34 protein-coding genes and 1 pseudogene are annotated in these 22,317 nt (G+C 66.9%); all 35 read right to left on the reverse strand.

Features of this window, described 5'->3' with window-relative positions; all coding sequences use genetic code 11:
• Positions 1 to 59: 59 nt before the first annotated feature.
• Positions 60 to 1,316 carry a glycosyltransferase family 87 protein gene (locus AB0M76_RS15820; RefSeq protein ID WP_365953400.1) on the reverse strand — a complete coding sequence of 419 codons (1,257 nt, stop codon included), beginning with the start codon at positions 1,314 to 1,316 and terminating at the stop codon, positions 60 to 62.
• Positions 1,317 to 1,562: 246 nt separating this feature from the next.
• Entirely contained in the window at positions 1,563 to 3,191 is a 1,629-nt protein-coding gene (locus tag AB0M76_RS15825; protein ID WP_365953401.1) for an ATP-binding cassette domain-containing protein, read from the reverse strand.
• Positions 3,192 to 3,246: 55 nt separating this feature from the next.
• Positions 3,247 to 4,098, reverse strand: a complete 852-nt coding sequence (truA, locus tag AB0M76_RS15830) for a tRNA pseudouridine(38-40) synthase TruA (protein WP_365953402.1) — start codon at positions 4,096 to 4,098, stop codon at positions 3,247 to 3,249.
• A gap of 109 nt (positions 4,099 to 4,207) precedes the next feature.
• The gene (gene rplQ, locus AB0M76_RS15835; RefSeq protein WP_030154710.1) at positions 4,208 to 4,669 is read right to left on the reverse strand and encodes a 50S ribosomal protein L17; all 462 of its coding nucleotides are present in this window, start codon (positions 4,667 to 4,669) and stop codon (positions 4,208 to 4,210) included.
• A gap of 84 nt (positions 4,670 to 4,753) precedes the next feature.
• Positions 4,754 to 5,776 (reverse strand): DNA-directed RNA polymerase subunit alpha, encoded by a 1,023-nt coding sequence (locus AB0M76_RS15840; protein WP_008739666.1) that lies wholly within the window; start codon positions 5,774 to 5,776, stop codon positions 4,754 to 4,756.
• Positions 5,777 to 5,915: 139 nt separating this feature from the next.
• On the reverse strand, positions 5,916 to 6,320 hold the full coding sequence (gene rpsK, locus AB0M76_RS15845; RefSeq protein ID WP_003956432.1) for a 30S ribosomal protein S11: 405 nt from the start codon (positions 6,318 to 6,320) through the stop codon (positions 5,916 to 5,918).
• Between the two features lie 54 nt (positions 6,321 to 6,374).
• Entirely contained in the window at positions 6,375 to 6,755 is a 381-nt protein-coding gene (gene rpsM, locus AB0M76_RS15850) for a 30S ribosomal protein S13 (protein WP_069921529.1), read from the reverse strand.
• 200 nt (positions 6,756 to 6,955) lie between these two features.
• Complete coding sequence (gene rpmJ, locus AB0M76_RS15855; RefSeq protein ID WP_003956441.1) at positions 6,956 to 7,069, reverse strand: 50S ribosomal protein L36; 114 nt, start codon at positions 7,067 to 7,069, stop codon at positions 6,956 to 6,958.
• Between the two features lie 74 nt (positions 7,070 to 7,143).
• Positions 7,144 to 7,365 (reverse strand): translation initiation factor IF-1, encoded by a 222-nt coding sequence (gene infA / locus AB0M76_RS15860; protein WP_003956442.1) that lies wholly within the window; start codon positions 7,363 to 7,365, stop codon positions 7,144 to 7,146.
• Between the two features lie 140 nt (positions 7,366 to 7,505).
• Positions 7,506 to 8,357, reverse strand: a complete 852-nt coding sequence (gene map / locus AB0M76_RS15865) for a type I methionyl aminopeptidase (RefSeq protein ID WP_365953403.1) — start codon at positions 8,355 to 8,357, stop codon at positions 7,506 to 7,508.
• A 102-nt stretch (positions 8,358 to 8,459) separates the two neighbouring features.
• A complete protein-coding gene (locus AB0M76_RS15870) occupies positions 8,460 to 9,107 on the reverse strand; it encodes an adenylate kinase (protein ID WP_365953404.1) in 648 nt (215 codons plus the stop codon).
• A complete protein-coding gene (gene secY, locus AB0M76_RS15875; RefSeq protein ID WP_365953405.1) occupies positions 9,107 to 10,420 on the reverse strand; it encodes a preprotein translocase subunit SecY in 1,314 nt (437 codons plus the stop codon). Before secY ends, AB0M76_RS15870 begins: the two co-directional genes overlap by 1 nt.
• A gap of 187 nt (positions 10,421 to 10,607) precedes the next feature.
• Positions 10,608 to 11,063 (reverse strand): 50S ribosomal protein L15, encoded by a 456-nt coding sequence (rplO, locus tag AB0M76_RS15880; protein ID WP_030154704.1) that lies wholly within the window; start codon positions 11,061 to 11,063, stop codon positions 10,608 to 10,610.
• A 2-nt stretch (positions 11,064 to 11,065) separates the two neighbouring features.
• Positions 11,066 to 11,248: a 50S ribosomal protein L30 gene (gene rpmD / locus AB0M76_RS15885; protein ID WP_053682614.1), complete on the reverse strand. Its 183-nt coding sequence runs from the start codon at positions 11,246 to 11,248 to the stop codon at positions 11,066 to 11,068.
• Positions 11,248 to 11,850, reverse strand: a complete 603-nt coding sequence (gene rpsE / locus AB0M76_RS15890; RefSeq protein ID WP_073912880.1) for a 30S ribosomal protein S5 — start codon at positions 11,848 to 11,850, stop codon at positions 11,248 to 11,250. The genes rpmD and rpsE overlap by 1 nt, the downstream gene beginning before the upstream one ends.
• A gap of 45 nt (positions 11,851 to 11,895) precedes the next feature.
• Positions 11,896 to 12,279, reverse strand: coding sequence for a 50S ribosomal protein L18 (rplR, locus tag AB0M76_RS15895; RefSeq protein WP_008739696.1), 384 nt, complete (start codon positions 12,277 to 12,279; stop codon positions 11,896 to 11,898).
• Between the two features lie 2 nt (positions 12,280 to 12,281).
• Positions 12,282 to 12,821, reverse strand: coding sequence for a 50S ribosomal protein L6 (rplF, locus tag AB0M76_RS15900; RefSeq protein WP_328620547.1), 540 nt, complete (start codon positions 12,819 to 12,821; stop codon positions 12,282 to 12,284).
• 20 nt (positions 12,822 to 12,841) lie between these two features.
• The gene (gene rpsH / locus AB0M76_RS15905) at positions 12,842 to 13,240 is read right to left on the reverse strand and encodes a 30S ribosomal protein S8 (RefSeq protein WP_007265911.1); all 399 of its coding nucleotides are present in this window, start codon (positions 13,238 to 13,240) and stop codon (positions 12,842 to 12,844) included.
• Positions 13,241 to 13,463: 223 nt separating this feature from the next.
• The gene (locus AB0M76_RS15910; protein ID WP_003956452.1) at positions 13,464 to 13,649 is read right to left on the reverse strand and encodes a type Z 30S ribosomal protein S14; all 186 of its coding nucleotides are present in this window, start codon (positions 13,647 to 13,649) and stop codon (positions 13,464 to 13,466) included.
• 5 nt (positions 13,650 to 13,654) lie between these two features.
• Positions 13,655 to 14,206, reverse strand: coding sequence for a 50S ribosomal protein L5 (gene rplE / locus AB0M76_RS15915; RefSeq protein ID WP_030154702.1), 552 nt, complete (start codon positions 14,204 to 14,206; stop codon positions 13,655 to 13,657).
• A complete protein-coding gene (rplX, locus tag AB0M76_RS15920) occupies positions 14,206 to 14,529 on the reverse strand; it encodes a 50S ribosomal protein L24 (RefSeq protein ID WP_266626434.1) in 324 nt (107 codons plus the stop codon). The genes rplE and rplX overlap by 1 nt, the downstream gene beginning before the upstream one ends.
• Before the next feature lie 2 nt (positions 14,530 to 14,531).
• Entirely contained in the window at positions 14,532 to 14,900 is a 369-nt protein-coding gene (gene rplN / locus AB0M76_RS15925) for a 50S ribosomal protein L14 (RefSeq protein WP_008739701.1), read from the reverse strand.
• Positions 14,901 to 15,001: 101 nt separating this feature from the next.
• Positions 15,002 to 15,283 carry a 30S ribosomal protein S17 gene (rpsQ, locus tag AB0M76_RS15930; RefSeq protein ID WP_030026328.1) on the reverse strand — a complete coding sequence of 94 codons (282 nt, stop codon included), beginning with the start codon at positions 15,281 to 15,283 and terminating at the stop codon, positions 15,002 to 15,004.
• Positions 15,283 to 15,507: a 50S ribosomal protein L29 gene (gene rpmC, locus AB0M76_RS15935; protein ID WP_008739703.1), complete on the reverse strand. Its 225-nt coding sequence runs from the start codon at positions 15,505 to 15,507 to the stop codon at positions 15,283 to 15,285. The genes rpsQ and rpmC overlap by 1 nt, the downstream gene beginning before the upstream one ends.
• A complete protein-coding gene (rplP, locus tag AB0M76_RS15940; protein WP_030026326.1) occupies positions 15,507 to 15,926 on the reverse strand; it encodes a 50S ribosomal protein L16 in 420 nt (139 codons plus the stop codon). The genes rpmC and rplP overlap by 1 nt, the downstream gene beginning before the upstream one ends.
• Before the next feature lie 5 nt (positions 15,927 to 15,931).
• Positions 15,932 to 16,774, reverse strand: coding sequence for a 30S ribosomal protein S3 (gene rpsC / locus AB0M76_RS15945; RefSeq protein ID WP_266626437.1), 843 nt, complete (start codon positions 16,772 to 16,774; stop codon positions 15,932 to 15,934).
• Positions 16,774 to 17,121, reverse strand: a complete 348-nt coding sequence (gene rplV / locus AB0M76_RS15950) for a 50S ribosomal protein L22 (protein ID WP_037792011.1) — start codon at positions 17,119 to 17,121, stop codon at positions 16,774 to 16,776. Before rplV ends, rpsC begins: the two co-directional genes overlap by 1 nt.
• 43 nt (positions 17,122 to 17,164) lie before the next feature.
• Complete coding sequence (rpsS, locus tag AB0M76_RS15955; protein WP_008739713.1) at positions 17,165 to 17,446, reverse strand: 30S ribosomal protein S19; 282 nt, start codon at positions 17,444 to 17,446, stop codon at positions 17,165 to 17,167.
• A gap of 12 nt (positions 17,447 to 17,458) precedes the next feature.
• Complete coding sequence (gene rplB, locus AB0M76_RS15960; RefSeq protein WP_266664742.1) at positions 17,459 to 18,295, reverse strand: 50S ribosomal protein L2; 837 nt, start codon at positions 18,293 to 18,295, stop codon at positions 17,459 to 17,461.
• A gap of 39 nt (positions 18,296 to 18,334) precedes the next feature.
• Entirely contained in the window at positions 18,335 to 18,658 is a 324-nt protein-coding gene (gene rplW, locus AB0M76_RS15965; RefSeq protein ID WP_030154694.1) for a 50S ribosomal protein L23, read from the reverse strand.
• Positions 18,658 to 19,308 carry a 50S ribosomal protein L4 gene (gene rplD / locus AB0M76_RS15970; RefSeq protein WP_030008466.1) on the reverse strand — a complete coding sequence of 217 codons (651 nt, stop codon included), beginning with the start codon at positions 19,306 to 19,308 and terminating at the stop codon, positions 18,658 to 18,660. The genes rplW and rplD overlap by 1 nt, the downstream gene beginning before the upstream one ends.
• Before the next feature lie 4 nt (positions 19,309 to 19,312).
• Positions 19,313 to 19,957: a 50S ribosomal protein L3 gene (gene rplC, locus AB0M76_RS15975; protein WP_215015311.1), complete on the reverse strand. Its 645-nt coding sequence runs from the start codon at positions 19,955 to 19,957 to the stop codon at positions 19,313 to 19,315.
• A 14-nt stretch (positions 19,958 to 19,971) separates the two neighbouring features.
• A complete protein-coding gene (gene rpsJ / locus AB0M76_RS15980) occupies positions 19,972 to 20,280 on the reverse strand; it encodes a 30S ribosomal protein S10 (protein WP_003948644.1) in 309 nt (102 codons plus the stop codon).
• A 512-nt stretch (positions 20,281 to 20,792) separates the two neighbouring features.
• Positions 20,793 to 21,920, reverse strand: coding sequence for a hypothetical protein (locus AB0M76_RS15985; protein WP_365953406.1), 1,128 nt, complete (start codon positions 21,918 to 21,920; stop codon positions 20,793 to 20,795).
• Positions 21,921 to 21,986: 66 nt separating this feature from the next.
• Positions 21,987 to 22,317, reverse strand: a pseudogene (locus AB0M76_RS15990) (hypothetical protein); the annotation flags it as partial.

Here is a 22,317-nt window from a genome sequence, read left to right on the forward strand (position 1 = left end):
GAATGAGAAAGCCAATACGCATAACAAACCAGCAGGATACCCAAGCAGACCCGTACGGGTCAAAACGCGGTCCGCGATGCCGATTCTGCTGGCGTCGCGGTGCACTCCGGTTCGGTCCTGGATGGGGACCCCGCAGTTGTTACAGGCTCCACAGTAACCCGACCGGAGCGCAGCGCACGACGCGCCAGGAGGATCGCGAGCCCGCACAGGGTGGCGCAGTCTTTGAAGGCGCGCCGCTTGTGGGCCAGCTCGGAGGGCCACGGCACCAGCGCCACCTGGGGCGTCAGGGCCAGCCAGAACCAGGGCGAGCGGGGCATCGACCCCGGCCGCACCGCCGAAGCCAGCAGCAGCGGCAGCACCACCAGCAGGTAGTGGTCGAAGGACGGCCGCGAGACCAGGAATGCGGCGAACATCACCATGCAGGCCGTCTCCACGAGCCGCAGCTCTCCCCCGTCCGTCTCCTCCCCCGTACGCCGCCACCGCGTCCAGGCGGCCCACAGCCCCGCCCCGGCCCCCGCGAAGGCCACCAGCACCGCCACCGGCTCCGGCACCCCCAGCCGGGGCAGCACCGCGATGGGCGAGGCGTCCCAGGGCAGCGCGTACGCGTCCTGCCCCCGGAGCAGGAACGGCAGGGTCTTGGTGAAGAACAGCGACGGGCTCGGCATCAGCAGCGCGCCCGCCAGCGAGAGCCCCAGCGGCACCAGCACGGCCGCCGCCAGACCCCGCCACCGCCGCGCCATCACGAACAGCAGCCCGACCGGCACCAGCATCGGCTTGCAGGCGATCGCCAGCCCGACCACCAGCCCGGCCGTCCCCCAGCGCCGCCGGTGCGCGAGCAGCAGCGCCACCGGCAGCGCGGCCGCCGAGATCGCCGTCCAGTTGCCGATCAGCACGAGGTTCACGTACGGCTTGTAGGCCAGGGCCAGCACCGGGAACCCGACGACCGCGAAGCGCGAGCGCAGCGGCACCGAGAACATCCGCAGCGCGGCCAGCCACCCGATGCCCAGCAGCCCGGACATCGCGACCGGCAGGCTCCAGCGCAGCACCGTCGTCGGCAGCAGCGCCTCGGGAACGGCCATCAGGACCGCGCTGGGCAGGTACAGGAAGCGCTTGTCCTCGTACGGGGACCCGCCGGCCAGCAGCGTCTGCGCCGCCTTGACCACGAAGGCGTTGTCGGAGCCCCAGTTCTCCCGCAGGCTCGTGGAGACGCAGACCCCCAGGACCACCGCGAGGGAGACGAGCTGCCAGGGCCGGGACGCTGGCCGCAGCAGCCAGTCGAGCAGCCGGTGGCCCAAGCCGTGGTACTCCCGCTTCATGAGCCAGATGCCAGGCCGCAGGCCCACAACGCCTCCCCCTCACTCCGGCCGAGGGGGCGGTCTCCCCCTAGCGCTTCCGCTCGACCCTACGTTCGTCCCGAACGGGTTCCTGAGACCCACCCCCACCGCCGCCCTCGCACCCTTCGGCCCCAGGGGGCCTCAGGGGCTTCGGACGGCTGCGCTGGGGGCACCTCCCAGCGGTAGCCGGGGGAGACTCCGTCCGTCGAACCGGGCCGAACACCCGTCTCAGCGGCGGCGCTCGACGCGCCGCTCGTCCCAAACGGGTTCCTGAGTCTCTCGCACAACACCGTCGGAACCGAAGACCAGGAAACGGTCAAATGTCCGCGCGAACCAGCGGTCGTGCGTGACGCACAGCACAGTGCCCTCGTACGACTCCAGGCCGTCCTGCAGCGCCTCCGCGGACTCCAGGTCCAGGTTGTCGGTCGGCTCGTCCAGCAGCAGTGCCGTGGTGCCCGCCAACTCCAGGAGCAGAATCTGGAAACGCGCCTGCTGGCCGCCCGACAGCTTCTCGAACGGCTGCTCCCCCTGGCGCTCCAGCTCGTACCGGCGCAGGACGCCCATCGCGGCGCCGAGCGGCTTCGCGGCCTCCGTCCACAGGATGTCGACCAGGGTGCGGCCGAACAGCTCGGGGTGCGCGTGGGTCTGCGCGAAGTGTCCGGCAACCACCCGGGCACCCAGCTTGAAGTCGCCCGTGTGCTTGACCTCCTCGCCCGCCAGCAGCCGCAGGAAGTGCGACTTCCCGGAGCCGTTCGAGCCGAGCACCGCGACCCGCTCTCCGTAGAAGACCTCCAGCGAGAACGGTTTCATCAGGCCCGTGAGCTCGAGGTTCTCCACGGTCAGCGCGCGCACGCCGGTCCGGCCGCCCTTCAGGCGCATCCGGATGTCCTGCTCGCGCGGCGGCTCCGGCGGCGGGCCCGCCTCCTCGAACTTCTGGAAACGCGTCTGCATCGCCCGGTAGCGCGAGGCCATGTCGGGGCTGCTCGCCGCCTGGTTGCGCAGCCGCAGGACCAGCGCCTTCAGGCGGGCGTGCTCCTCGTCCCAGCGCCGCTTGAGCTCCTCGAAGCGCGCGAAGCGCTCCTTGCGTGCCTCGTGGTACGTGCCGAAGCCCGAGCCGTGCACCCACACGTCCGTGCCCATCGGGCTGGGCTCCAGGCTGATGATCTTCTCGGCGGCCGTGGACAGCAGCTCCCGGTCGTGCGACACGAACAGCACCGTCTTGCGGGTTGCCCCGAGCTGCTCCTCCAGCCACCGCTTGCCCGGGACGTCCAGGTAGTTGTCCGGCTCGTCGAGCAGCAGCACCTCGTCCGGACCGCGCAGCAGGGCCTCCAGGACCAGCCGCTTCTGCTCACCGCCCGACAGCGTGCGCACCTCGCGGAACTGCGCGGCGTCGTACGGGACGGCCAGCGCGGCCATGGTGCAGACGTCCCACAGGGTCTCCGCCTCGTAGCCCTGCACGTCGGCCCAGTCGCTGAGCGCCTGCGCGTACGCCATCTGGGCGGCTTCGTCGTCCACCGTCATGATCAGGTGCTCGGCGTGGTCGACGGCCTTCGCGGCGGCCCGGATCCGGGGCTGGGCCACCGAGACCAGCAGGTCCCGTACGGTCGTCTCGTCCCGTACGGAGCCCACGAACTGCGACATCACGCCGAGGCCTCCGCTGACGGTGACCCCGCCGCCGTGCGGCTGGAGGTCACCGGAGATCAGCTTCAGCAGGGTGGTCTTGCCGGCCCCGTTCGCCCCGACCAGGGCGACGACCGACCCCTCCCCCACGCGGAAGGAGACGTCGGGGAGCAGGACCCGCCCGTCGGGAAGGTAGTACTCCAGGTGGCCGGCTTCGAGATGTCCCATGCCGGGCATTGTCCAGGCCCGGCGCCGATCCGCCCAAACGGATTGGACAACGGTCACCGGCGGATCAGCAGCAGCCTGTGCCCGGGAGGGTGCGCATGTTGCGCGCTTCCTTGCTACGGGCGGCCAGCAGCTCGTCCGCCGGGTAGCCGACCTCCTCCAGGGTGAGCCCGTGCGGCTTCACGACGTGCACCGAGGAGTCCCGTACAGCGGCCCGCAGGACCTTCCCGGGCCAGTCGGTCGGCCGGTGCCCGTCCCCGACGTGAAGGAGTGCGCCGACCAGCGAGCGGACCATGTTGTGGCAGAAGGCGTCGGCGCGGACGGTCGCCGTGATGATCCCGTCCTCGGCGCGCTCCCAGCTGAGCTGCTGGAGGGTGCGGATGGTCGTGGCGCCCTCGCGCTTCTTGCAGTACGCGGCGAAGTCGTGCTCGCCGAGCAGCGGGGCGGCGGCCTCGTTCATGGCGTCCACGTCCAGGGGCCACTGGTGCCACAGAACGTGCCCGCGGCGCAGCGGGTCGACGCCGCCCTGGTGGTCGCCGACGCGGTAGGCGTAGCGGCGCCAGATGGCGGAGAACCGGGCGTTGAAGCCCTCCGGGGCCTCGGCGGCCTTCCATACCCGTACGTCGTGCGGCAGCCGCCCCGCGAGGCGGCGCAGCAGCTTGTCGTGGTGCTCGGCCCACACCTCCTCGGCCAGGTCGAACTGGGCGACCTGCCCGCGCGCGTGCACGCCGGCGTCGGTCCGCCCGGCCACGGTCAGCTCGACCGGGTCCGGCAACCGCATCACGGTCTGCAGGGCCGACTCCAGCTCGCCCTGCACCGTCCGCAGCACGCGCTGCTTCGCCCAGCCGGAGAAGTCCTTGCCGTCGTACGACAGGTCCAGCCGCACCCGGACGTGCCCGGGCTCCACCTCGTCACTCACGTGACAGATCCTCTCAGAAGCTCCAGAACGTCAAGAAACACAGAACGGGCCCGCCCCGGGAAGGGGCGGGCCCGTTCAGAGCCGATCAAGCAAGCGTGATCCCGAGGGATCAGGCCTCCTTGGTCTCCTCGGCGGGGGTCTCGACAGCCTCCGCCTCCTTGACCGCACGCTTGGTGGCGGCCTCGGCCTCACCGGTGGCCTGCTGGGCGACCGTAAGGGCCTCGACCAGCTCGATCACGGCCATCGGGGCGTTGTCGCCACGACGGTTGCCGATCTTGGTGATGCGCGTGTAACCACCGGGGCGGTTCTCGTAGCGCGGGGCGATCTCGGTGAACAGCGTGTGCACGATGCTCTTGTCCGTGATCGTCTGCAGCACCAGGCGACGGTTGTGGATGTCGCCCTTCTTGGCCTTGGTGACCAGACGCTCGGCGTAGGGACGCAGGCGACGGGCCTTGGCCTCGGTGGTGGTGATGCGGCCGTGCTCGAAGAGCGCCTTCGCGAGGTTCGCGAGAAGGTGCTTCTCGTGCGCGGCGGAGCCGCCCAGACGGGCACCCTTTGCGGGACGCGGCATGGTGTTACTCCTTCATATCTGCACCGGCCGTGTCAGGTACCGGTGTCAGTTCCCCCGGGGCGGCTGCCCCGGGAAAGTCTTTTCTTAGTACTGCTCGGTCTCGACGAAACCGGCGTCCGCGTCGTCGTCGGCGCCGAAGGCGTCGGCAGCGGCGGTCGGGTCGAATCCGGGCGGGCTGTCCTTGAGGGCCAGGCCCATGCCGGCCAGCTTCGCCTTGACCTCGTCGATCGACTTCGCACCGAAGTTGCGGATGTCGAGCAGGTCGGCCTCGGAGCGGGCGACGAGCTCACCCACGGAGTGGATGCCCTCGCGCTTGAGGCAGTTGTACGACCGAACGGTGAGCTCGAGCTCCTCGATCGGCAGCGCCAGGTCGGCGGCCAGGGCGGCGTCCGTCGGGGACGGGCCCATGTCGATGCCCTCGGCGTCGATGTTGAGCTCGCGGGCCAGACCGAACAGCTCGACCAGGGTCTTGCCGGCGGACGCCATGGCGTCACGCGGGCGCATGGCCTGCTTGGTCTCGACGTCGACGATCAGCTTGTCGAAGTCGGTGCGCTGCTCGACTCGGGTCGCCTCGACCTTGTAGGTGACCTTGAGGACCGGGCTGTAGATGGAGTCGATCGGGATACGACCGATCTCCTGGCCCAGCTGCTTGTTCTGGACGGCGGAGACGTAGCCGCGACCGCGCTCGACGGTCAGCTCCATCTCCAGCTTGCCCTTGCCGTTGAGCGTGGCGAGGACCAGGTCCGGGTTGTGCACCTCGACACCGGCCGGGGGCGCGATGTCGGCAGCGGTGACCAGGCCGGGACCCTGCTTGCGCAGGTACATCACGACCGGCTCGTCGTGCTCCGAGGAGACGACCAGCTGCTTGATGTTGAGGATGATGTCGGTGACGTCTTCCTTGACACCGGGCACGGTGGTGAACTCGTGCAGGACGCCGTCCACGCGGATGCTGGTGACAGCGGCACCCGGGATCGAGGACAGGAGCGTGCGGCGCAGCGAGTTGCCGAGGGTGTAGCCGAAGCCCGGCTCGAGCGGCTCGATCACGAACCGCGAGCGGTACTCGTCGACGACCTCTTCGGTCAGCGAAGGACGCTGAGCGATAAGCATGTCTGTGTTCCTTCAGTCGTGGACGCCCACTATTTGACGCCCGACGGGTAAAGCCAGGTACAGCAAGGGTACGGGCGGTACGTCCCCCCGAAGGGGTTCGTACCGCCCGAACACTCAAAGACGCACAGGCGTCGCTGCGTCAGACGCGGCGGCGCTTCGGCGGGCGGCAGCCGTTGTGCGGGGTGGGGGTGACGTCCTGGATCGAGCCGACCTCGAGGCCGGTGGCCTGGAGGGAGCGGATCGCGGTCTCGCGGCCGGAGCCGGGACCCTTGACGAAGACGTCGACCTTGCGCATGCCGTGCTCCTGCGCGCGACGGGCGGCCGACTCGGCGGCCATCTGCGCGGCGAAGGGGGTGGACTTGCGCGAGCCCTTGAAGCCGACGTGGCCGGCGGAGGCCCAGGAGATCACGTTGCCCGAGGGGTCGGTGATCGAAACGATGGTGTTGTTGAACGTGCTCTTGATGTGGGCGTGCCCGTGAGCGACGTTCTTCTTTTCCTTGCGGCGCACCTTCTTGGCAGCGCCCTGACGACCCTTGGGGGGCATCTAAATCTCCTACGGGAGGTGGTCGGTCCTACAGCGCAAGACCGCTGAACAGGACTACTTCTTGCCCGGCTTCTTCTTACCGGCGATCGCGCGACGCGGGCCCTTGCGGGTACGCGCGTTCGTGCTGGTGCGCTGACCGTGCACCGGCAGGCCACGACGGTGGCGGATGCCCTGGTAGCACTGGATCTCGATCTTGCGGCGGATGTCGCCCTGAATCTCGCGGCGGAGGTCACCCTCGGTACGGAGGTTGGCGTCCACGTACTCGCGGATCTTGACCAGGTCCTCTTCGGCCAGGTCACGAACGCGGGTGTTCGGGTTCACACCGGTGGCCGCAAGGATTTCCTTGGACCGGGTGCGACCGACACCGAAGACGTAGGTAAGTGCGATCTCCACACGCTTTTCGCGCGGGATGTCAACACCGGAAACGCGTGCCATTCAATGGCTCCTGTGTGTTCGGGGGTCTTCAGCAGAACCGACCCCGACCGCCGACCACCCCGAAGTGGGTGATGGTACGCCCGGGTCCCCGGCCCCCGCCGGAGGTGCCGCCGGCCCTTCTCAGGGCTGGGCGGGTTCTGCGTATGTACGTTTTCTTACGTCGCGCGAAGAACTGCGTAGTGCAGGTCGGTCGGCGTGCGTCAGCCCTGGCGCTGCTTGTGGCGCAGGTTGTCGCAGATGACCATGACCCGGCCGTGACGGCGGATCACCTTGCACTTGTCGCAGATCTTCTTGACGCTCGGCTTGACCTTCATGTTGGTGAGGTTCTCCGGGTCAGTGCCACCACCCGCACCGGGACAAGACGCCCAGGCAGGAGTGAGGACAAGATCTACTTGTATCGGTAGACGATCCGGCCACGCGTCAGGTCGTACGGAGACAGCTCCACAACGACCCGGTCATCCGGGAGGATGCGGATGTAGTGCATACGCATCTTGCCGCTGATGTGCGCGAGGACCTTGTGACCGTTCTGCAGTTCCACCTTGAACATCGCGTTCGGGAGGGACTCGATCACGGTGCCCTCGATTTCGATGGCACCTTGCTTCTTGGCCACGCTTCGCCCTTCGAATCGGCTACCTTGATCAGCTCCCTGCTTCACATGAAGACATGCGGGTGCAAAGGAGCCGACGAGTCAGTCTACGTCAGGGCACCCAGAAAGACGAATCCGGAAAGTTTGCCCCACAGCGTAGATCATTAACCGAGAGGGTCGGGCGCCGTGGTCACGCCGTACTCCGCCAGCTTCGCCTTGCCGCAGTCCGGGCTGGTCAGAACGATGGGCCCGGCCTCCGTCAGGGCGATGGAGTGCTCCCAGTGCGAGGACCAGGTGCCGTCCGTCGTGATGACCGTCCAGTCGTCCGCCAGGACCTCCGTCTGGGGCGTGCCCAGGGAGACCATCGGCTCGATCGCCAGGCAGAGGCCCGGGACCAGCTTGATGCCCTTGCCCCGCTTGCGCGAGACGTAGTTCAGCAGGTGGGGGTCCATGTGCATCTCGGACCCGATGCCGTGGCCGCCGTAGTCCTCGATGATCCCGAACTTGCCGAGGCTGTGCTCGCCGGTGCTGGGGCGGGGCTGCCGCTTGATGTACGTCTCGATCGCCTTGGAGATGTCCACGAGGCGGTTGCCGAGCTTCATGGCGGCGATACCGGCCCACATGGACTCCTCGGTCACCCGGGAGAGCTCGACGAGCTCCGGAGCGTGACCGGTGCCCACGAAGGCCGTGTACGCGGCGTCGCCGTGCCAGCCGTCGACGATCGCGCCGGCGTCGATCGAGATGATGTCGCCGTCCTTGAGGACCGTCTTGTCGTCCGGGATGCCGTGGACGACGACCTCGTTCACCGAGGTGCAGATCGTCGCGGGGAAGCCGCCGTAGCCGAGGAAGTTCGACTTGGCCCCGGCATCCGCGATGACCTTGCGGGCCACCATGTCCAGATCCCGCGTCGTGGCGCCCGGCACGGCCGCCTCACGGGTCGCCGCGTGGATCGCGGCGACGACCAGCCCCGCCTCGCGCATTTTCGCGATCTGCTCGGGGGTCTTGATCTGGACCATGGGAAGTGCCTTCCACCTTCGGATCTGCGTGTTCAGGTCGTCTCAACAGTACGGCCGCGGGGTCCTGGGGACACCGCGGCCGTACTGCACGAGACAGGGGTACTACTTCTTGAGGGCGTCCATCGCGCGCTGCGTGACGTCCGCGACCTCACCGAGGGCCGGGATGGTCACCAGCAGGCCCTGGGCCTTGTAGTAGTCGATGATCGGCTCGGTCTGCGTGTGGTAGACCTCGAGCCGGTTGCGGACCGTGGCCTCGGAGTCGTCGTCGCGCTGGTACAGCTCGCCACCGCAGGCGTCGCAGACGCCCTCGGTCTTCGGCGCCGCGTACACGACGTGGAAGACGTGCGCAGAGTCGTTGCGGCAGATCCGGCGTCCGGCGATGCGCTTGACCACCTCGTCCTCCTCGACCTCGAGGTCGAGGACGGCGTCGAGCTTCATGCTCGCCGTCTGCAGCATCTCGTCCAGCGCCTCGGCCTGCGAGACGTTGCGCGGGAAGCCGTCCAGCAGGAAGCCGTTCACGGCGTCCGGCTGCTCCATCCGGTCCTTGGCCATGCCGATCGTGATCTCGTCGGGGACGAGATCACCGGCGTCCATGAACGCCTTCGCACGCTGGCCCAGCTCGGTGTTCCGGCTGATGTTGGCACGGAAGAGGTCGCCCGTGGAGATGTGCGGGATCGACAGGTTCTTCGCAAGGAACGCGGCCTGCGTTCCCTTGCCCGCACCGGGCGGTCCGACGAGGACGATTCGCATCAGCGGAGGAACCCTTCGTAATTGCGCTGCTGGAGCTGGCTCTCGATCTGCTTCACGGTTTCCAGACCCACACCCACGATGATGAGGATGCTCGTCCCGCCGAACGGGAAGTTCTGGTTCGCTCCGAAGCCGGCCAACGCCATCGTCGGCACAAGAGCGATGAGACCCAGGTACAGCGACCCCGGCCAGGTGATCCGGTTGAGCACGTAGCTCAGGTACTCGGCGGTGGGTCGACCGGCACGGATACCCGGGATGAACCCACCATACTTCTTCATGTTGTCTGCAACTTCCTCGGGGTTGAACGAAATCGCCACGTAGAAGAACGCGAAGAAGACGATCAGGAGGAAGTAGGCGGCGATGTAGTACGGGTGGTCGCCCTTGACGAAGTGCTTCTGGATCCAGGTGGCCCAGCCGGCGGTCGAACCGCTGAACTGCACGATCAGCGCCGGGATGTACAGCAGCGACGAGGCGAAGATGACCGGGATGACACCGGCCTGGTTCACCTTGAGCGGGATGTACGTCGAGGTGCCCCCGTACGCACGGCGGCCGATCATGCGCTTCGCGTACTGGACCGGAATCCGTCGCTGCGCCTGCTCGACGAAGACCACCAGGGCGACCATGGCCAGGCCGACGAGGATGACCACGCCGAACTCGACCCAGCCGTCGGCGATCTTGCCCTGGAGCTTGATCTGCCACAGGGCGCCGATGAAGCCGGCGGCGATGGAGATGAACATCAGGATCGACATGCCGTTGCCGATGCCGCGGTCGGTCACGAGCTCACCGAGCCACATGACGACGCAGGTGCCGGCGGTCATGGTGACCACCATGACGATCGTGGTGAAGATCGACCGGTCCGGGACGATCTCGCGGGCGACCGGGCAGGTCCCGAAAAGGGCACCCGTGCGGGCGGTGGCGACCAGGCCGGTGCCCTGCAGGATCGCGAGGGCGACCGTCAAATAGCGCGTGTACTGAGTGATCTTCGCCGTGCCGGACTGTCCCTCTTTTTTGAGGTTCTCCAGCTTCGGGATGACCACGGTCAGCAGCTGCAGGATGATGCTCGCCGTGATGTACGGCATGATGCCGAGCGCGAAGATCGTGATCTGCAGCAGCGCACCGCCGCTGAACATGTTGACGAGACCGAAGAGGCTGTTGCTGCTCCCGGCCTGGTCGACACAGATCTGAACGTTCTTGTAGCTCACGCCGGGTACCGGGATGTGGGACCCGAGCCGGAACAGCACGATGATGCCGAGCGTGAAGAGCAGCTTCTTGCGCAGGTCGGGCGTCTTGAACGCCCGGGCGAACGCGGTGAGCACGGTGCCTCCTGCGACCCCCGCGCTACTGCGTCAGAGGTGACGGTCTGAGGGATCGGTGAATACGTACAAGCAAAGGTGCAGGCCACCTTACCGGCGACTGCGCCCCCCGTGGAACGACCAACCGGGGATGCCCCATATGTGAGGCATCCCCGGTCGGGTTTCTATCTATTTGTCACAAGAGTTCGTCTTAGACGAGCTCGGTGACGGTGCCGCCGGCAGCGGCAATCTTCTCCTTGGCGGAGGCGGAAACGGCGTCAACCGAAACCGTCAGCGCCACGGAGATCTCGCCCTGGCCCAGGACCTTGACGAGGCTGTTCTTGCGAACCGCGCCCTTGGCGACCAGGTCGGCCACCGTGACCTCTCCACCCTCGGGGTAGAGAGCGCCGAGCTTGTCCAGGTTCACGACCTGGAACTCGGTGCGGAACGGGTTCTTGAAGCCCTTGAGCTTCGGCAGGCGCATGTGGAGGGGCATCTGCCCACCCTCGAAGCGCTGCGGGATCTGGTAGCGGGCCTTCTGGCCCTTCGTACCACGACCGGCCGTCTTACCCTTCGACGCCTCACCACGACCGACACGGGTCTTCGCGGTCTTGGCACCGGGGGCGGGACGGAGGTTGTGGGCCTTCAGCGGGCTGTTCTCAGCCATGATTAGTCAACCTCCTCAACCGTCACGAGGTGGCGGACGGTCTGCACCATTCCGCGGAACTCGGGGCGGTCCTCCTTGACGACGACGTCGTTCAGGCGCTTGAGCCCGAGCGAACGCAGCGTGTCGCGGTGGTTCTGCTTGCTGCCGATGTACGACTTCGTCTGCGTGATCTTGAGGCGAGCCATTACGCACCCGCCCCGGCACGTGCACGAAGGAGAGCCGCGGGGGCGACGTCCTCGAGGGGCAGACCACGGCGAGCCGCGATCTCCTCGGGACGCTGCAGGCCCTTGAGGGCCGCCACGGTCGCGTGCACGATGTTGATCGCGTTGGAAGAGCCGAGCGACTTCGACAGGATGTCGTGAACGCCGGCGCACTCCAGAACGGCGCGCACCGGGCCACCGGCGATAACGCCGGTACCGGGGGAAGCCGGCTTCAGCAGCACGACGCCCGCAGCACGCTCGCCCGTGATCGGGTGAGGAATGGTGCCCTGGATACGCGGAACCTTGAAGAAGCTCTTCTTGGCTTCCTCGACGCCCTTGGCGATGGCCGCGGGAACTTCCTTGGCCTTGCCGTAACCGACACCTACAGTGCCGTCACCGTCGCCCACCACGACCAGCGCGGTGAAGCTGAAGCGGCGACCACCCTTGACAACCTTGGCGACGCGGTTGATCGCGACAACGCGCTCAACGTAAGCGGTCTTCTCGGCGGCAGGGCCACCGTCGCGACCCTTCCGGTCCCGCCGCTCGCCGCCACCGGCACCGCTTCCGCGGCGCTGGGGTCCAGCCATTGGATTACCTCTCTCTGTTACGTCCGTGAGTCCCGGAACCGGGGCTTAGAACTTCAGCCCGGCTTCGCGGGCGGCGTCAGCCAGAGCGGCAATGCGCCCGGCGTATCGGTTGCCACCGCGGTCAAAGACAACGGTCTCGACGCCGGCAGCCTTCGCACGCTCGGCCACGAGCGCGCCGACGGCCTGGGCCTGGGCGCTCTTGTCGCCTTCGCCACCGCGGATCGAGGTGTCCAGGGTCGACGCGGACGCCAGGGTGTGACCCTGGAGGTCGTCGATGACCTGAGCAACGATGTTGCGGTTGGAACGCGTCACGACGAGGCGCGGACGCTCCGCCGTACCCGACACGTTCTTGCGAATGCGGATGTGGCGGCGAGCCTTGGCAGCGCGCTTGTACGCGTCGCCCTTGGCGATCTTCACACCGTATGCCATGGCTACTTACCAGCCTTTCCGACCTTGCGGCGGATGACTTCGCCGGCGTACTTGACACCCTTGGCCTTGTACGGGTCGGGCTTCCGCAGCTTGCGGATGTTGGCGGCGACCTCGCCGACCTTCTGCTTGTCGATGCCCTCGACCGTGAACTTGGTGGGCGACTCGACCTTGAAGGAGATGCCCTCGGGCGCCTCGATCAGGATCGGGTGGCTGTAACCAAGCTGGAACTCCAGGGAGGAGCCCTTCGCGGCGACGCGGTAACCGACACCGCTGATCTCGAGAGCCTTGACGTATCCCGCGGTCACGCCGGTGATCATGTTCGCCACCAGCGTGCGGGACAGGCCGTGCAGGGCCTTGTTCTGACGCTCGTCGTTGGGGCGGGTGACGTTCAGAACGCCGTCCTCACCCTTGACGATCTCGATCGGCGCGGCGACGGTGTGCGAAAGGAGACCCTTGGGGCCCTTCACTGCAACCGTGCGGCCATCGATGGTGACGTCCACACCGGCGGGAACCTGGATGGGGAGCTTGCCGATTCGCGACATTGCTTTTCCTCCGTTCCCGACTACCAGACGTAGGCGAGGACTTCCCCACCTACGCCCTTCTTGCCTGCCTGCTGGCCGGTGAGGAGACCGTGGGACGTGGAGATGATCGCCACGCCCAGGCCGCCGAGCACCTTCGGCAGGTTGGTGGACTTCGCGTACACGCGCAGACCGGGCTTCGAGATCCGCTTGATGCCCGCGATGGAGCGCTCACGGTTCGGCCCGAACTTCAGCTCGAGGACGAGGTTCTTGCCGACCTCGGCGTCCTCGACCTTCCAGCCGGTGATGAAACCCTCCTGCTTGAGGATCTCTGCGATGTGCGACTTGATCTTGCTGTGCGGCATCACGACGGTGTCGTGGTACGCCGAGTTAGCGTTACGCAGACGGGTCAGCATGTCTGCGATCGGGTCAGTCATGGTCATGAAGTGGCCTTCGGCCTCTCTCGCCGGGGTTTCCTGTATGCGCCATCCCTCTCCCCACTCAGTGGCGGGACGGGTGCGGTGCGGGGACCTACGGCGTAGTAAGTCGTTATGGACGGCGGACGCCCAACCCCACAAGCCTACGGCATGCGGAGCAGGGCACCCACCGACCAGATGCTTACCGAGAGTGCCTGGAAGTTCCCAAGTCCTTGCGGACGGGAGGGAATTACCAGGAGCTCTTGGTCACGCCCGGCAGCTCGCCACGGTGAGCCATCTCACGAAGGCAGACGCGGCACAGGCCGAACTTGCGGTACACGGAGTGGGGACGACCGCAGCGCTGGCAGCGGGTGTACGCACGCACACCGAACTTGGGCTTGCGGGCAGCCTTCGCGATGAGAGCCTTCTTCGCCATCTCGCTTACGCCTCCTTGAAGGGGAAGCCGAGGTGACGAAGGAGCGCGCGGCCCTCAGCGTCGTTGGTCGCCGTGGTGACCACGGTGATGTCCATACCCCGGGTACGGTCGATCTTGTCCTGGTCGATCTCGTGGAACATGACCTGCTCCGTGAGACCGAAGGTGTAGTTGCCACGGCCGTCGAACTGCTTCGGCGACAGACCACGGAAGTCACGGATACGCGGCAGCGCGAGCGACAGCGTACGGTCCAGGAACTCCCACATGCGGTCACCACGGAGGGTGACGTGGCAGCCGATCGGCTGACCCTCACGCAGCTTGAACTGCGCGATGGACTTGCGGGCCTTCGTGACGGCCGGCTTCTGACCGGTGATCGTCGTCAGGTCGCGGATGGCGCCGTCGATCAGCTTGGAGTCGCGGGCGGCGTCGCCCACACCCATGTTGACCACGATCTTCACGAGGCCGGGGATCTGCATGACGTTCTCGTACGAGAACTCTTCACGCAGCTTGCCCGCGATGTCCTCGCGGTACTTCGTCTTGAGACGCGGAGTGGTAGCCATCAGATGTCCTCACCCGTCCGCTTGGCAACGCGGATCTTGTTGCCCTCGTCATCGAAGCGGAAACCGACGCGGGTAACGACCTTCTGGCCGTCCTTCTCCACAACCAGCTGAACGTTGCTGACGTGGATCGGCGCCTCGGTGATCACGATGCCACCGGTCTGCGAGCCACCAGCGGTCTGGCCGGCCTTGGTGTGCTTCTTGACCCGGTTGACACCCTCGACGAGGACACGGTTCTCAGTAGGGATGGCCTGAATGACCTTGCCCTGCTTGCCCTTGTCCTTACCGGTGATGACCTGAACCAGGTCGCCCTTCTTGATCTTCATGCTTACAGCACCTCCGGCGCGAGCGAGATGATCTTCATGAACTTCTTCTCGCGCAGCTCACGGCCCACGGGGCCGAAGATACGGGTGCCACGAGGGTCGCCGTCGTTCTTGAGAATGACAGCGGCGTTCTCGTCGAAGCGGATGTACGAGCCGTCCTGGCGGCGGCGTTCCTTGACGGTGCGAACGATGACCGCCTTGACGACGTCACCCTTCTTCACGTTGCCACCGGGGATCGCGTCCTTGACGGTGGCGACGATGACGTCACCGATGCCCGCGTAGCGGCGACCGGAACCACCGAGAACACGGATGCAAAGGATTTCCTTGGCACCAGTGTTGTCGGCGATACGCAGTCGCGACTCCTGCTGGATCACGTGTATCTCCTGATTTGTCTGCCGGTTCCCGGCGAGGGGTCCGTCACCGGAACCCCTCGCCGAGCCTGGCGGAACTGACCTGAGGGAAACCCCTCAGGTGATTACTTGGCCTTCTCGAGGATCTCGACGATGCGCCAGCGCTTGCTCGCCGACAGCGGACGCGTCTCCATGATGAGGACGCGGTCGCCGACGCCGGCAGCGTTCTGCTCGTCGTGAGCCTTGAGCTTGTTCGTACGGCGGATGACCTTGCCGTACAGCGCGTGCTTCACGCGGTCCTCGACGGCGACGACGACGGTCTTGTCCATCTTGTCGCTGACGACGAGACCCTCACGGGTCTTGCGGAAACCGCGCTCGTTCGTCTCAGTCACGTTCTTCTCGCTCATCAGGCGCTCTCCACCGTCTCGATACCGAGCTCACGCTCGTGCATCAGGGTGTAGATGCGAGCGATGTCCTTACGGACGGACTTGAGCCGGCCGTTGTTCTCCAGCTGACCCGTGGCCGCCTGGAAGCGGAGCTTGAACAGCTCCTCCTTGGCCTCGCGCAGCTTGCCAACGAGCTCCTCGTTGCCGAGCTCACGCAGCTCGGACGCCTTGGTTCCCGTCGCCATCACGACTCACCTGCCTCGCGCCGAACAATCCGGCACTTCATCGGAAGCTTGTGAGCAGCGCGGGTGAGCGCCTCACGAGCAATCTTCTCGTTCGGGTAGGACAGCTCGAACATGACCCGGCCCGGGTGCACGTTCGCGATCCACCACTCGGGAGAACCCTTACCGGAACCCATGCGGGTCTCGGCAGGCTTCTTCGTCAGCGGACGGTCCGGGTAGATGTTGATCCAGACCTTGCCGCCACGCTTGATGTGGCGGGTCATCGCAATACGAGCCGCCTCGATCTGGCGGTTCGTCACGTACGCCGGGGTCAGCGCCTGGATGCCGTACTCGCCGAACGAGACCTCAGTACCGCCCTTGGCCATACCGCGGCGCTTCGGGTGGTGCTGCTTGCGGTGCTTGACCCTACGAGGGATCAGCATGTCGGTCAGGCCTCCGTTCCGGTGCTCTCGGCCGGAGCGGCGGCGGGAGCGTCGGCCTTGGGGGCCTCGGCACCAGCAGCCTGCTGCGGCTTGCGGCCACCACGGCCGCCGCGCTCGCCACCACGGCCACCACGGCCGGCGGGACGGTCGCCAGCGCCTGCTGCACCACGGGCCGGGCGGTTACCCGCACGGGCCGCAGCGTTCTCGGCGCGAACCTCGGCGATGTTCTTGACGTCGCCCTTGTAGATCCAGACCTTCACACCGATACGGCCGAAGGTGGTCTTGGCCTCGAAGAAGCCGTAGTCCACGTTCGCGCGCAGCGTGTGCAGCGGCACACGACCCTCGCGGTAGAACTCGGAGCGGGACATCTCGGCGCCGCCGAGACGGCCGCCACACTGGATCTTGATGCCCTTGGCGCCGGCCTTCATCGTGCCCTGCATGCTCTTACGCATGGCGCGACGGAAGGAGACGCGGGAGGAGAGCTGCTCGGCAACGGCCTGGGCAACCAGCTGGGCATCGAGCTCGGGGTTCTTGACCTCGAGGATGTTCAGCTGGACCTGCTTGCCCGTGAGCTTCTCGAGGTCACCGCGGATGCGGTCGGCCTCGGCGCCACGGCGGCCGATGACGATGCCCGGACGAGCGGTGTGGATGTCCACACGCACGCGGTCACGGGTGCGCTCGATCTCAACCTTCGAGATGCCGGCGCGCTCCATGCCGGACGTCATCATCCGACGGATGGCGACGTCTTCCTTGACGTAGTCCTTGTACAGCTTGTCGGCGTACCAACGCGACTTGAAGTCGGTGGTGATGCCGAGCCGGAACCCGTGCGGGTTTACCTTCTGGCCCATTACCGGGAACCTTCCTTGCTGCTGACGACCACGGTGATGTGGCTGGTCCGCTTGCGGATCCGGTAGGCACGGCCCTGCGCACGCGGACGGAACCGCTTCAGGGTCGGGCCCTCGTCCACGAACGCCTCGCTGATGACCAGCGTGGAGGCGTCCGGGTGGTTGTAGTTGTGTGCGGCGTTGGCAATGGCGCTGTCCAGCACCTTGCCAACCGGCACGCTCGCGGCCTGCGGGGCGAAACGCAGGACCGCCTGAGCCTCCGTGGCATCCATGCCACGGATAAGGTCCACCACTCGGCGGGCCTTCATGGGCGTGACGCGGATGTACCGCGCCTGGGCCCTGGCTTCCATGGTTGTCCCTTCGGTGTAAGTCATAGTCGTAACCACCCCGCCTTTAGCGGCGCTTCGACTTCCGGTCGTCCTTGACGTGGCCGCGGAAGGTGCGAGTCGGCGAGAACTCGCCGAGCTTGTGGCCGACCATCGACTCGGTGACGAACACCGGGACGTGGGTCTTGCCGTTGTGCACCGCGATGGTGTGACCCAGCATGCTGGGGATGATCATCGAGCGACGGGACCAGGTCTTGATGACGTTCTTGGTGCCGGCTTCGTTCTGGACGTCCACCTTCTTTACGAGGTGGTCGTCGACGAAGGGCCCCTTCTTGAGACTGCGCGGCATCTAAACCCGCTCCTAGCGCTTCTTGTTCGTCTTGCGGCGGCGGACGATGTACTTGCTCGAAGCCTTCTTCGGCGAGCGAGTACGACCCTCCTTCTGACCCCACGGGGAGACCGGGTGGCGACCACCACTGGTCTTGCCCTCACCACCACCGTGCGGGTGGTCAACCGGGTTCATCGCGACACCGCGGACGGACGGGCGAACGCCCTTCCAGCGCATGCGGCCGGCCTTGCCCCAGTTGATGTTCGACTGCTCGGCGTTACCGACCTCGCCGATCGTGGCGCGGCAGCGCGCGTCGACGAGACGGATCTCGCCGGACGGCATGCGGAGGTGGGCCATGGTGCCCTCCTTCGCCAGCAGCTGCACGGAGGCACCAGCGGAGCGGGCGAACTTGGCGCCGCCACCGGGACGGAGCTCGATCGCGTGGATCGTGGTACCGACCGGGATGTTGCGAAGCGCCAGGTTGTTACCGGGCTTGATGTCGGCCGTGGGGCCGTTCTCAATCCGGTCGCCCTGCTTCAGAGCCTTCGGCGCGATGATGTAGCGCTTCTCGCCGTCGGCGTAGTGCAGCAGCGCGATGCGCGCGGTGCGGTTGGGGTCGTACTCGATGTGCGCGACCTTGGCCGGCACGCCGTCCTTGTCGTGACGACGGAAGTCGATCACGCGGTAGGCGCGCTTGTGTCCACCACCCTGGTGGCGAACAGTGATCCGACCGGTGTTGTTACGGCCGCCCTTGCTGTGCAGGGGGCGAACCAGCGACTTCTCCGGCGTGGACCGCGTGATCTCGACAAAGTCGGCGACGCTGGAGCCACGACGGCCCGGGGTCGTCGGCTTGTACTTGCGGATACCCATTTCTCAGTCCTCGTCCGATTCCGGACGACTAGACCTCCGTTAGGAGGCCTGGCCGCCGAAGATGTCGATTCGGTCGCCCTCAGCGAGGGTCACGATGGCGCGCTTGGTGTCAGCGCGCTTGCCGAAACCGGTCTTGGTGCGCTTGCGCTTACCCTGACGGTTGATCGTGTTGACCCCGGTGACCTTGACCCCGAAGACCGCCTCGACGGCCTGCTTGATCTGGGTCTTGTTGGAGCCGGGCGCGACGATGAACGTGTACTTGTTCTCGTCCAGCAGCGCGTAGCTCTTCTCCGAGACAACCGGCTTGATCAGCAGGTCGCGCGGGTCAGTGAAGGTCTTGCTGGTAACGGTCGCCTCAGACATCAGGCGTCGCTCCCTTCGGTCTCATCGGCCTTGGGGCCAGACACGAAGGACTCGAAAGCGGCCTGAGTGAAGACCACGTCGTCAGAGACGATCACGTCGTACGTGTTCAGCTGGCCCGGCTCCAGGATGTGAACCTGGGGCAGGTTGCGGGCGGACAGCCACGCGGCCTCGTCGGCGCGCTCGACGACCAGGAGCAGGTTCTTGCGCTCCGAGATCTTGCCGAACAGCGTCTTGGCGGCCTTCGTGGAGGCGGCACCCTCGACCACGCCGGTGACGACGTGGATGCGGGAGTGACGCGCACGGTCCGAGAGGGCACCGCGGAGGGCGGCGGCCTTCATCTTCTTCGGGGTCCGCTGGGAGTAGTCACGCGGCTGCGGGCCGTGGACGACGCCACCGCCGACGAACTGCGGAGCACGGGTGGAACCCTGGCGAGCGCGGCCGGTGCCCTTCTGGCGGTACGGCTTGCGGCCACCACCACGGACTTCGCCACGACGCTTGGTCTTGTGCGTGCCCTGACGGGCAGCAGCCAGCTGGGCGACAACGACCTGGTGGATCAGCGGAACGCTGGTCTTCGCGTCGAAGATCTCCGCGGGGAGCTCGACGGTACCGGCCTTGTCGCCTGCCGGCGAAAGGATGTCAATGGTGCTCATTACCTCAAGCCCCCTTGGCCGCGGTACGGACCAGGACGAGGCCGCCGTTCGGACCGGGGACTGCGCCCTTGATGAGGAGCAGACCCTTCTCCGCGTCAACCGCGTGGATGGTCAGGTTCTGGGTGGTGACGCGCTCGTTGCCCATACGACCGGCCATGCGCATGCCCTTGAAGACACGCCCAGGGGTGGCGCAGCCACCGATCGAACCGGGGGAGCGGTGCTTGCGCTGGACACCGTGACCGGCGCCGAGGCCCTTGAAGTTGTGACGCTTCATGACACCGGCGAAGCCCTTGCCCTTGCTGTTGCCCGTGACGTCAACCTTGACGCCCGACTCGAACACAGCGGCGGTGATCTCCTGGCCGAGCGTGTACTCGCTGGCGTCGGAGGTGCGGAGCTCCACCAGGTGGCGGCGGGGGGTCACGTCGGCCTTGGCGAAGTGGCCCTTGAGGGGCTTGTTCACCTTGCGCGGGTCGATCTCGCCGAAGGCGATCTGGACCGACTCGTAGCCGTCGATGTCGTTCTTACGGACCTGGGTAACGACGCAGGGTCCGGCCTTGACCACGGTCACCGGGACGACACGGTTGTTCTCGTCCCAGACCTGGGTCATGCCGAGCTTCTCGCCCAGGACGCCCTTGATCTGCTTTGCCATCTTCTCGACGCCTCTCAGAGCTTGATCTCGATGTCAACGCCGGCCGGAAGGTCCAGGCGCATCAGCGAGTCAACGGTCTTGGGCGTCGGGTCGAGGATGTCGATCAGGCGCTTGTGCGTGCGCATCTCGAAGTGCTCGCGCGAGTCCTTGTACTTGTGCGGCGACTTGATGACGCAGTACACGTTCTTCTCAGTGGGCAGCGGCACCGGGCCTGCGACCGACGCACCAGTGCGGGTCACCGTCTCGACGATCTTCTTCGCCGAGGAGTCGATGACCTCGTGGTCGTAGGCCTTGAGCCGGATGCGGATCTTCTGTCCCGCCATGGCTACTCCGTAGTCCTGTCTGTTGTGGAAACGCTCTGGCGCTCGGTCGGCTGTGGATCTCTCCACTGCTTCTCTCCGACCCACGCGGTCGGGCGTGTCGCACTCCCTCCACAGAAAATTCCCATACGGAAATTCCCTCGTCCAAGGGGGTGCGGTCCCAAGACCGCGGTTCGGGGGAGAAACACCCACCGAGTGCCTGGCCGACACCGTGCTGACGCTTCCCAGAAGATTCCCGTACGTCCGCCCCATTGCTGCCCCGAGAGGCAGATAAAGGCGACGAGTACTGTGGGACTCGCTTCCGGTCCTCCCGGCGGGAGGCGCGCAGCATCGGCACTCAGCCGAGCAACTTGAGTAGTCTGCCATACAAGACACGTACTGCGCCAATCGGGCCGAAGAGAATACCCCTCCACGGTGATCGGTCAAACTGCGCCGCGCAGTGGGGTTGCCCGGGCGCCCCTTGGGGTCCGCCCGGGCCCGTCCACAGGCCTCGGAAACCTTTCCGCGGCCCTCGCTCAGGTACGCGAGACGGTGCCGCAGCCCTCCTGGCCGCCGGTCTCCATGCTGTTGCTGCGGTCGTACGGGTCCACGGGCGTCCCGGAGGGCGCGGGCCCGGTCGGCGTGTCCTCGTCGAAGACGGGGTGCAGGAATCCGTCGTAGACGTTGCAGGCGCTGTTGGCGAGGTCGACGTTGAACTTCTCGAGCCAGATCTTGCCCGCGGTGGCCTGCCACTTGCGCGGGTCCGCGATCGAGAAGGTGATCTCGCGCCGCACGACGGTGCGCTCCACCTGCTCGGCGCCCGGCTTCGCCTTCACGAACGGGTAGACGAAGGTGTAGTCGGCCAGCACGTTGGTCTGACCGGCCTCCTTGCCGGGCTCCACCCACATCCGGCCGCGGACCTTGACCACGTCGCCTGCGGGCTTCAGCTCGGCCGGCTTGACCCGGCTGAACAGGTGCAGCGGGTCGTTCTCCTTCGTCGGAGCCGTCAGCGACCCCTCCAGGCGGCCCAGCTGCTCCTCGAGCTTCGGGTCGAGGAGCGCCAGCGCCGCCGCGGGCCGCTCCCCGCGCAGGGTCGCCGGGTCCAGGTTGGCCGCGACCAGGAACTGCTTGGCCTTCTCCAGCGCGTCGGCCACCTGCTCCTTGCTCATCCCGCCGACGGCCTCCGCCACCGGGACCTCGATCCCGGCCGCCCCGTCGGCCCACTGCAGGGCCGGGGACCCCTTGAAGGGCTCCTTGAGGGTGGGCCGGTCCGGGTACAGGGCGGAGGGCGGGGCGCTGGGCCGGGCGGTCTCGCCGGGCAGCGGCTCGGCGGCCTTGCCGTTCTGTGCGGCCTTGCCGGTGACCCGGTCGATGACCAGCTCGGGGCGGATGGCGATCAGTGCGAGGGCGGCGATGAAGACGATCGCCCCGGCGGCCTTGATTCTGCGCTTGCCCCTCCCCTGCCGTTCCCTCTCCTGCCAGGCCGGGCCGGTGCGCCAGCCGGGCGGCTCGGCGGGCTCGCCCTGCAGCCGCGCGGTGACCATGCGCGCCCGGGCGGACGGCTCCCGGGGGGCCTGGCCCGTGCCCGCCTGGGCCTGCTCCATGAACCGGGCCCACTCCTCGTCCGAGACCGCTGGTCTGTGGTCGTCGTTGTTCGTTCCCATGTCCCGCCCCTGGAATGTCCGGGGCCCCCAGGACCAGGTCCTGGGGGCCCCGCCGAAACGTCTCTGCTACTTGCTGAAGTAGCCGGTGATGTCCGCGATCAGATCCACGGTGCCCTGGTTGTTGAAGAAGCTGACCTTCCCGTCCACCACCGGGACGACCACCAGGTTCGGGATCGTCTGGCCGGGGGTGAAGTTCAGGTTCGAGGCACTGGTACGCGTCGTACCGCTGGGGTACACCGACACGAAGCTCGGCTGCGTCGGGTTGGTCGCCGTCACGTTCAGGACCACGGCGGTCACACCGGTCGCCGGGATCCCGTTGGTACCGGCCACCGGCAGCGTCACCACGCCACCCGCACCGACCTTCGCCTGCGGCACACCCAGACCCGACCGCGTGTCC

Source organism: Streptomyces sp. NPDC051364 (assembly GCF_040682115.1).
GTDB lineage: Bacteria > Actinomycetota > Actinomycetes > Streptomycetales > Streptomycetaceae > Streptomyces.

Coding starts and splice junctions, on each gene's coding strand:
- AB0M76_RS15820 (WP_365953400.1), bottom strand. CDS start 1,316: ATGAAGCGGGAGTACCACGGCTTGGGCCACCGGCTGCTCGACTGGCTG.
- AB0M76_RS15825 (WP_365953401.1), bottom strand. CDS start 3,191: ATGCCCGGCATGGGACATCTCGAAGCCGGCCACCTGGAGTACTACCTT.
- rplQ (WP_030154710.1), bottom strand. CDS start 4,669: ATGCCGCGTCCCGCAAAGGGTGCCCGTCTGGGCGGCTCCGCCGCGCAC.
- AB0M76_RS15840 (WP_008739666.1), bottom strand. CDS start 5,776: ATGCTTATCGCTCAGCGTCCTTCGCTGACCGAAGAGGTCGTCGACGAG.
- rpsK (WP_003956432.1), bottom strand. CDS start 6,320: ATGCCCCCCAAGGGTCGTCAGGGCGCTGCCAAGAAGGTGCGCCGCAAG.
- rpsM (WP_069921529.1), bottom strand. CDS start 6,755: ATGGCACGCGTTTCCGGTGTTGACATCCCGCGCGAAAAGCGTGTGGAG.
- rpmJ (WP_003956441.1), bottom strand. CDS start 7,069: ATGAAGGTCAAGCCGAGCGTCAAGAAGATCTGCGACAAGTGCAAGGTG.
- map (WP_365953403.1), bottom strand. CDS start 8,357: ATGGTCCAGATCAAGACCCCCGAGCAGATCGCGAAAATGCGCGAGGCG.
- AB0M76_RS15870 (WP_365953404.1), bottom strand. CDS start 9,107: ATGCGAATCGTCCTCGTCGGACCGCCCGGTGCGGGCAAGGGAACGCAG.
- rplO (WP_030154704.1), bottom strand. CDS start 11,063: ATGGCTGAGAACAGCCCGCTGAAGGCCCACAACCTCCGTCCCGCCCCC.
- rpmD (WP_053682614.1), bottom strand. CDS start 11,248: ATGGCTCGCCTCAAGATCACGCAGACGAAGTCGTACATCGGCAGCAAG.
- rpsE (WP_073912880.1), bottom strand. CDS start 11,850: ATGGCTGGACCCCAGCGCCGCGGAAGCGGTGCCGGTGGCGGCGAGCGG.
- rplR (WP_008739696.1), bottom strand. CDS start 12,279: ATGGCATACGGTGTGAAGATCGCCAAGGGCGACGCGTACAAGCGCGCT.
- rplF (WP_328620547.1), bottom strand. CDS start 12,821: ATGTCGCGAATCGGCAAGCTCCCCATCCAGGTTCCCGCCGGTGTGGAC.
- rpsH (WP_007265911.1), bottom strand. CDS start 13,240: ATGACCATGACTGACCCGATCGCAGACATGCTGACCCGTCTGCGTAAC.
- AB0M76_RS15910 (WP_003956452.1), bottom strand. CDS start 13,649: ATGGCGAAGAAGGCTCTCATCGCGAAGGCTGCCCGCAAGCCCAAGTTC.
- rplE (WP_030154702.1), bottom strand. CDS start 14,206: ATGGCTACCACTCCGCGTCTCAAGACGAAGTACCGCGAGGACATCGCG.
- rplX (WP_266626434.1), bottom strand. CDS start 14,529: ATGAAGATCAAGAAGGGCGACCTGGTTCAGGTCATCACCGGTAAGGAC.
- rpsQ (WP_030026328.1), bottom strand. CDS start 15,283: ATGAGCGAGAAGAACGTGACTGAGACGAACGAGCGCGGTTTCCGCAAG.
- rpmC (WP_008739703.1), bottom strand. CDS start 15,507: ATGGCGACGGGAACCAAGGCGTCCGAGCTGCGTGAGCTCGGCAACGAG.
- rplP (WP_030026326.1), bottom strand. CDS start 15,926: ATGCTGATCCCTCGTAGGGTCAAGCACCGCAAGCAGCACCACCCGAAG.
- rpsC (WP_266626437.1), bottom strand. CDS start 16,774: ATGGGCCAGAAGGTAAACCCGCACGGGTTCCGGCTCGGCATCACCACC.
- rplV (WP_037792011.1), bottom strand. CDS start 17,121: ATGGAAGCCAGGGCCCAGGCGCGGTACATCCGCGTCACGCCCATGAAG.
- rpsS (WP_008739713.1), bottom strand. CDS start 17,446: ATGCCGCGCAGTCTCAAGAAGGGGCCCTTCGTCGACGACCACCTCGTA.
- rplB (WP_266664742.1), bottom strand. CDS start 18,295: ATGGGTATCCGCAAGTACAAGCCGACGACCCCGGGCCGTCGTGGCTCC.
- rplW (WP_030154694.1), bottom strand. CDS start 18,658: ATGTCTGAGGCGACCGTTACCAGCAAGACCTTCACTGACCCGCGCGAC.
- rplD (WP_030008466.1), bottom strand. CDS start 19,308: ATGAGCACCATTGACATCCTTTCGCCGGCAGGCGACAAGGCCGGTACC.
- rplC (WP_215015311.1), bottom strand. CDS start 19,957: ATGGCAAAGCAGATCAAGGGCGTCCTGGGCGAGAAGCTCGGCATGACC.
- rpsJ (WP_003948644.1), bottom strand. CDS start 20,280: ATGGCGGGACAGAAGATCCGCATCCGGCTCAAGGCCTACGACCACGAG.
- AB0M76_RS15985 (WP_365953406.1), bottom strand. CDS start 21,920: ATGGGAACGAACAACGACGACCACAGACCAGCGGTCTCGGACGAGGAG.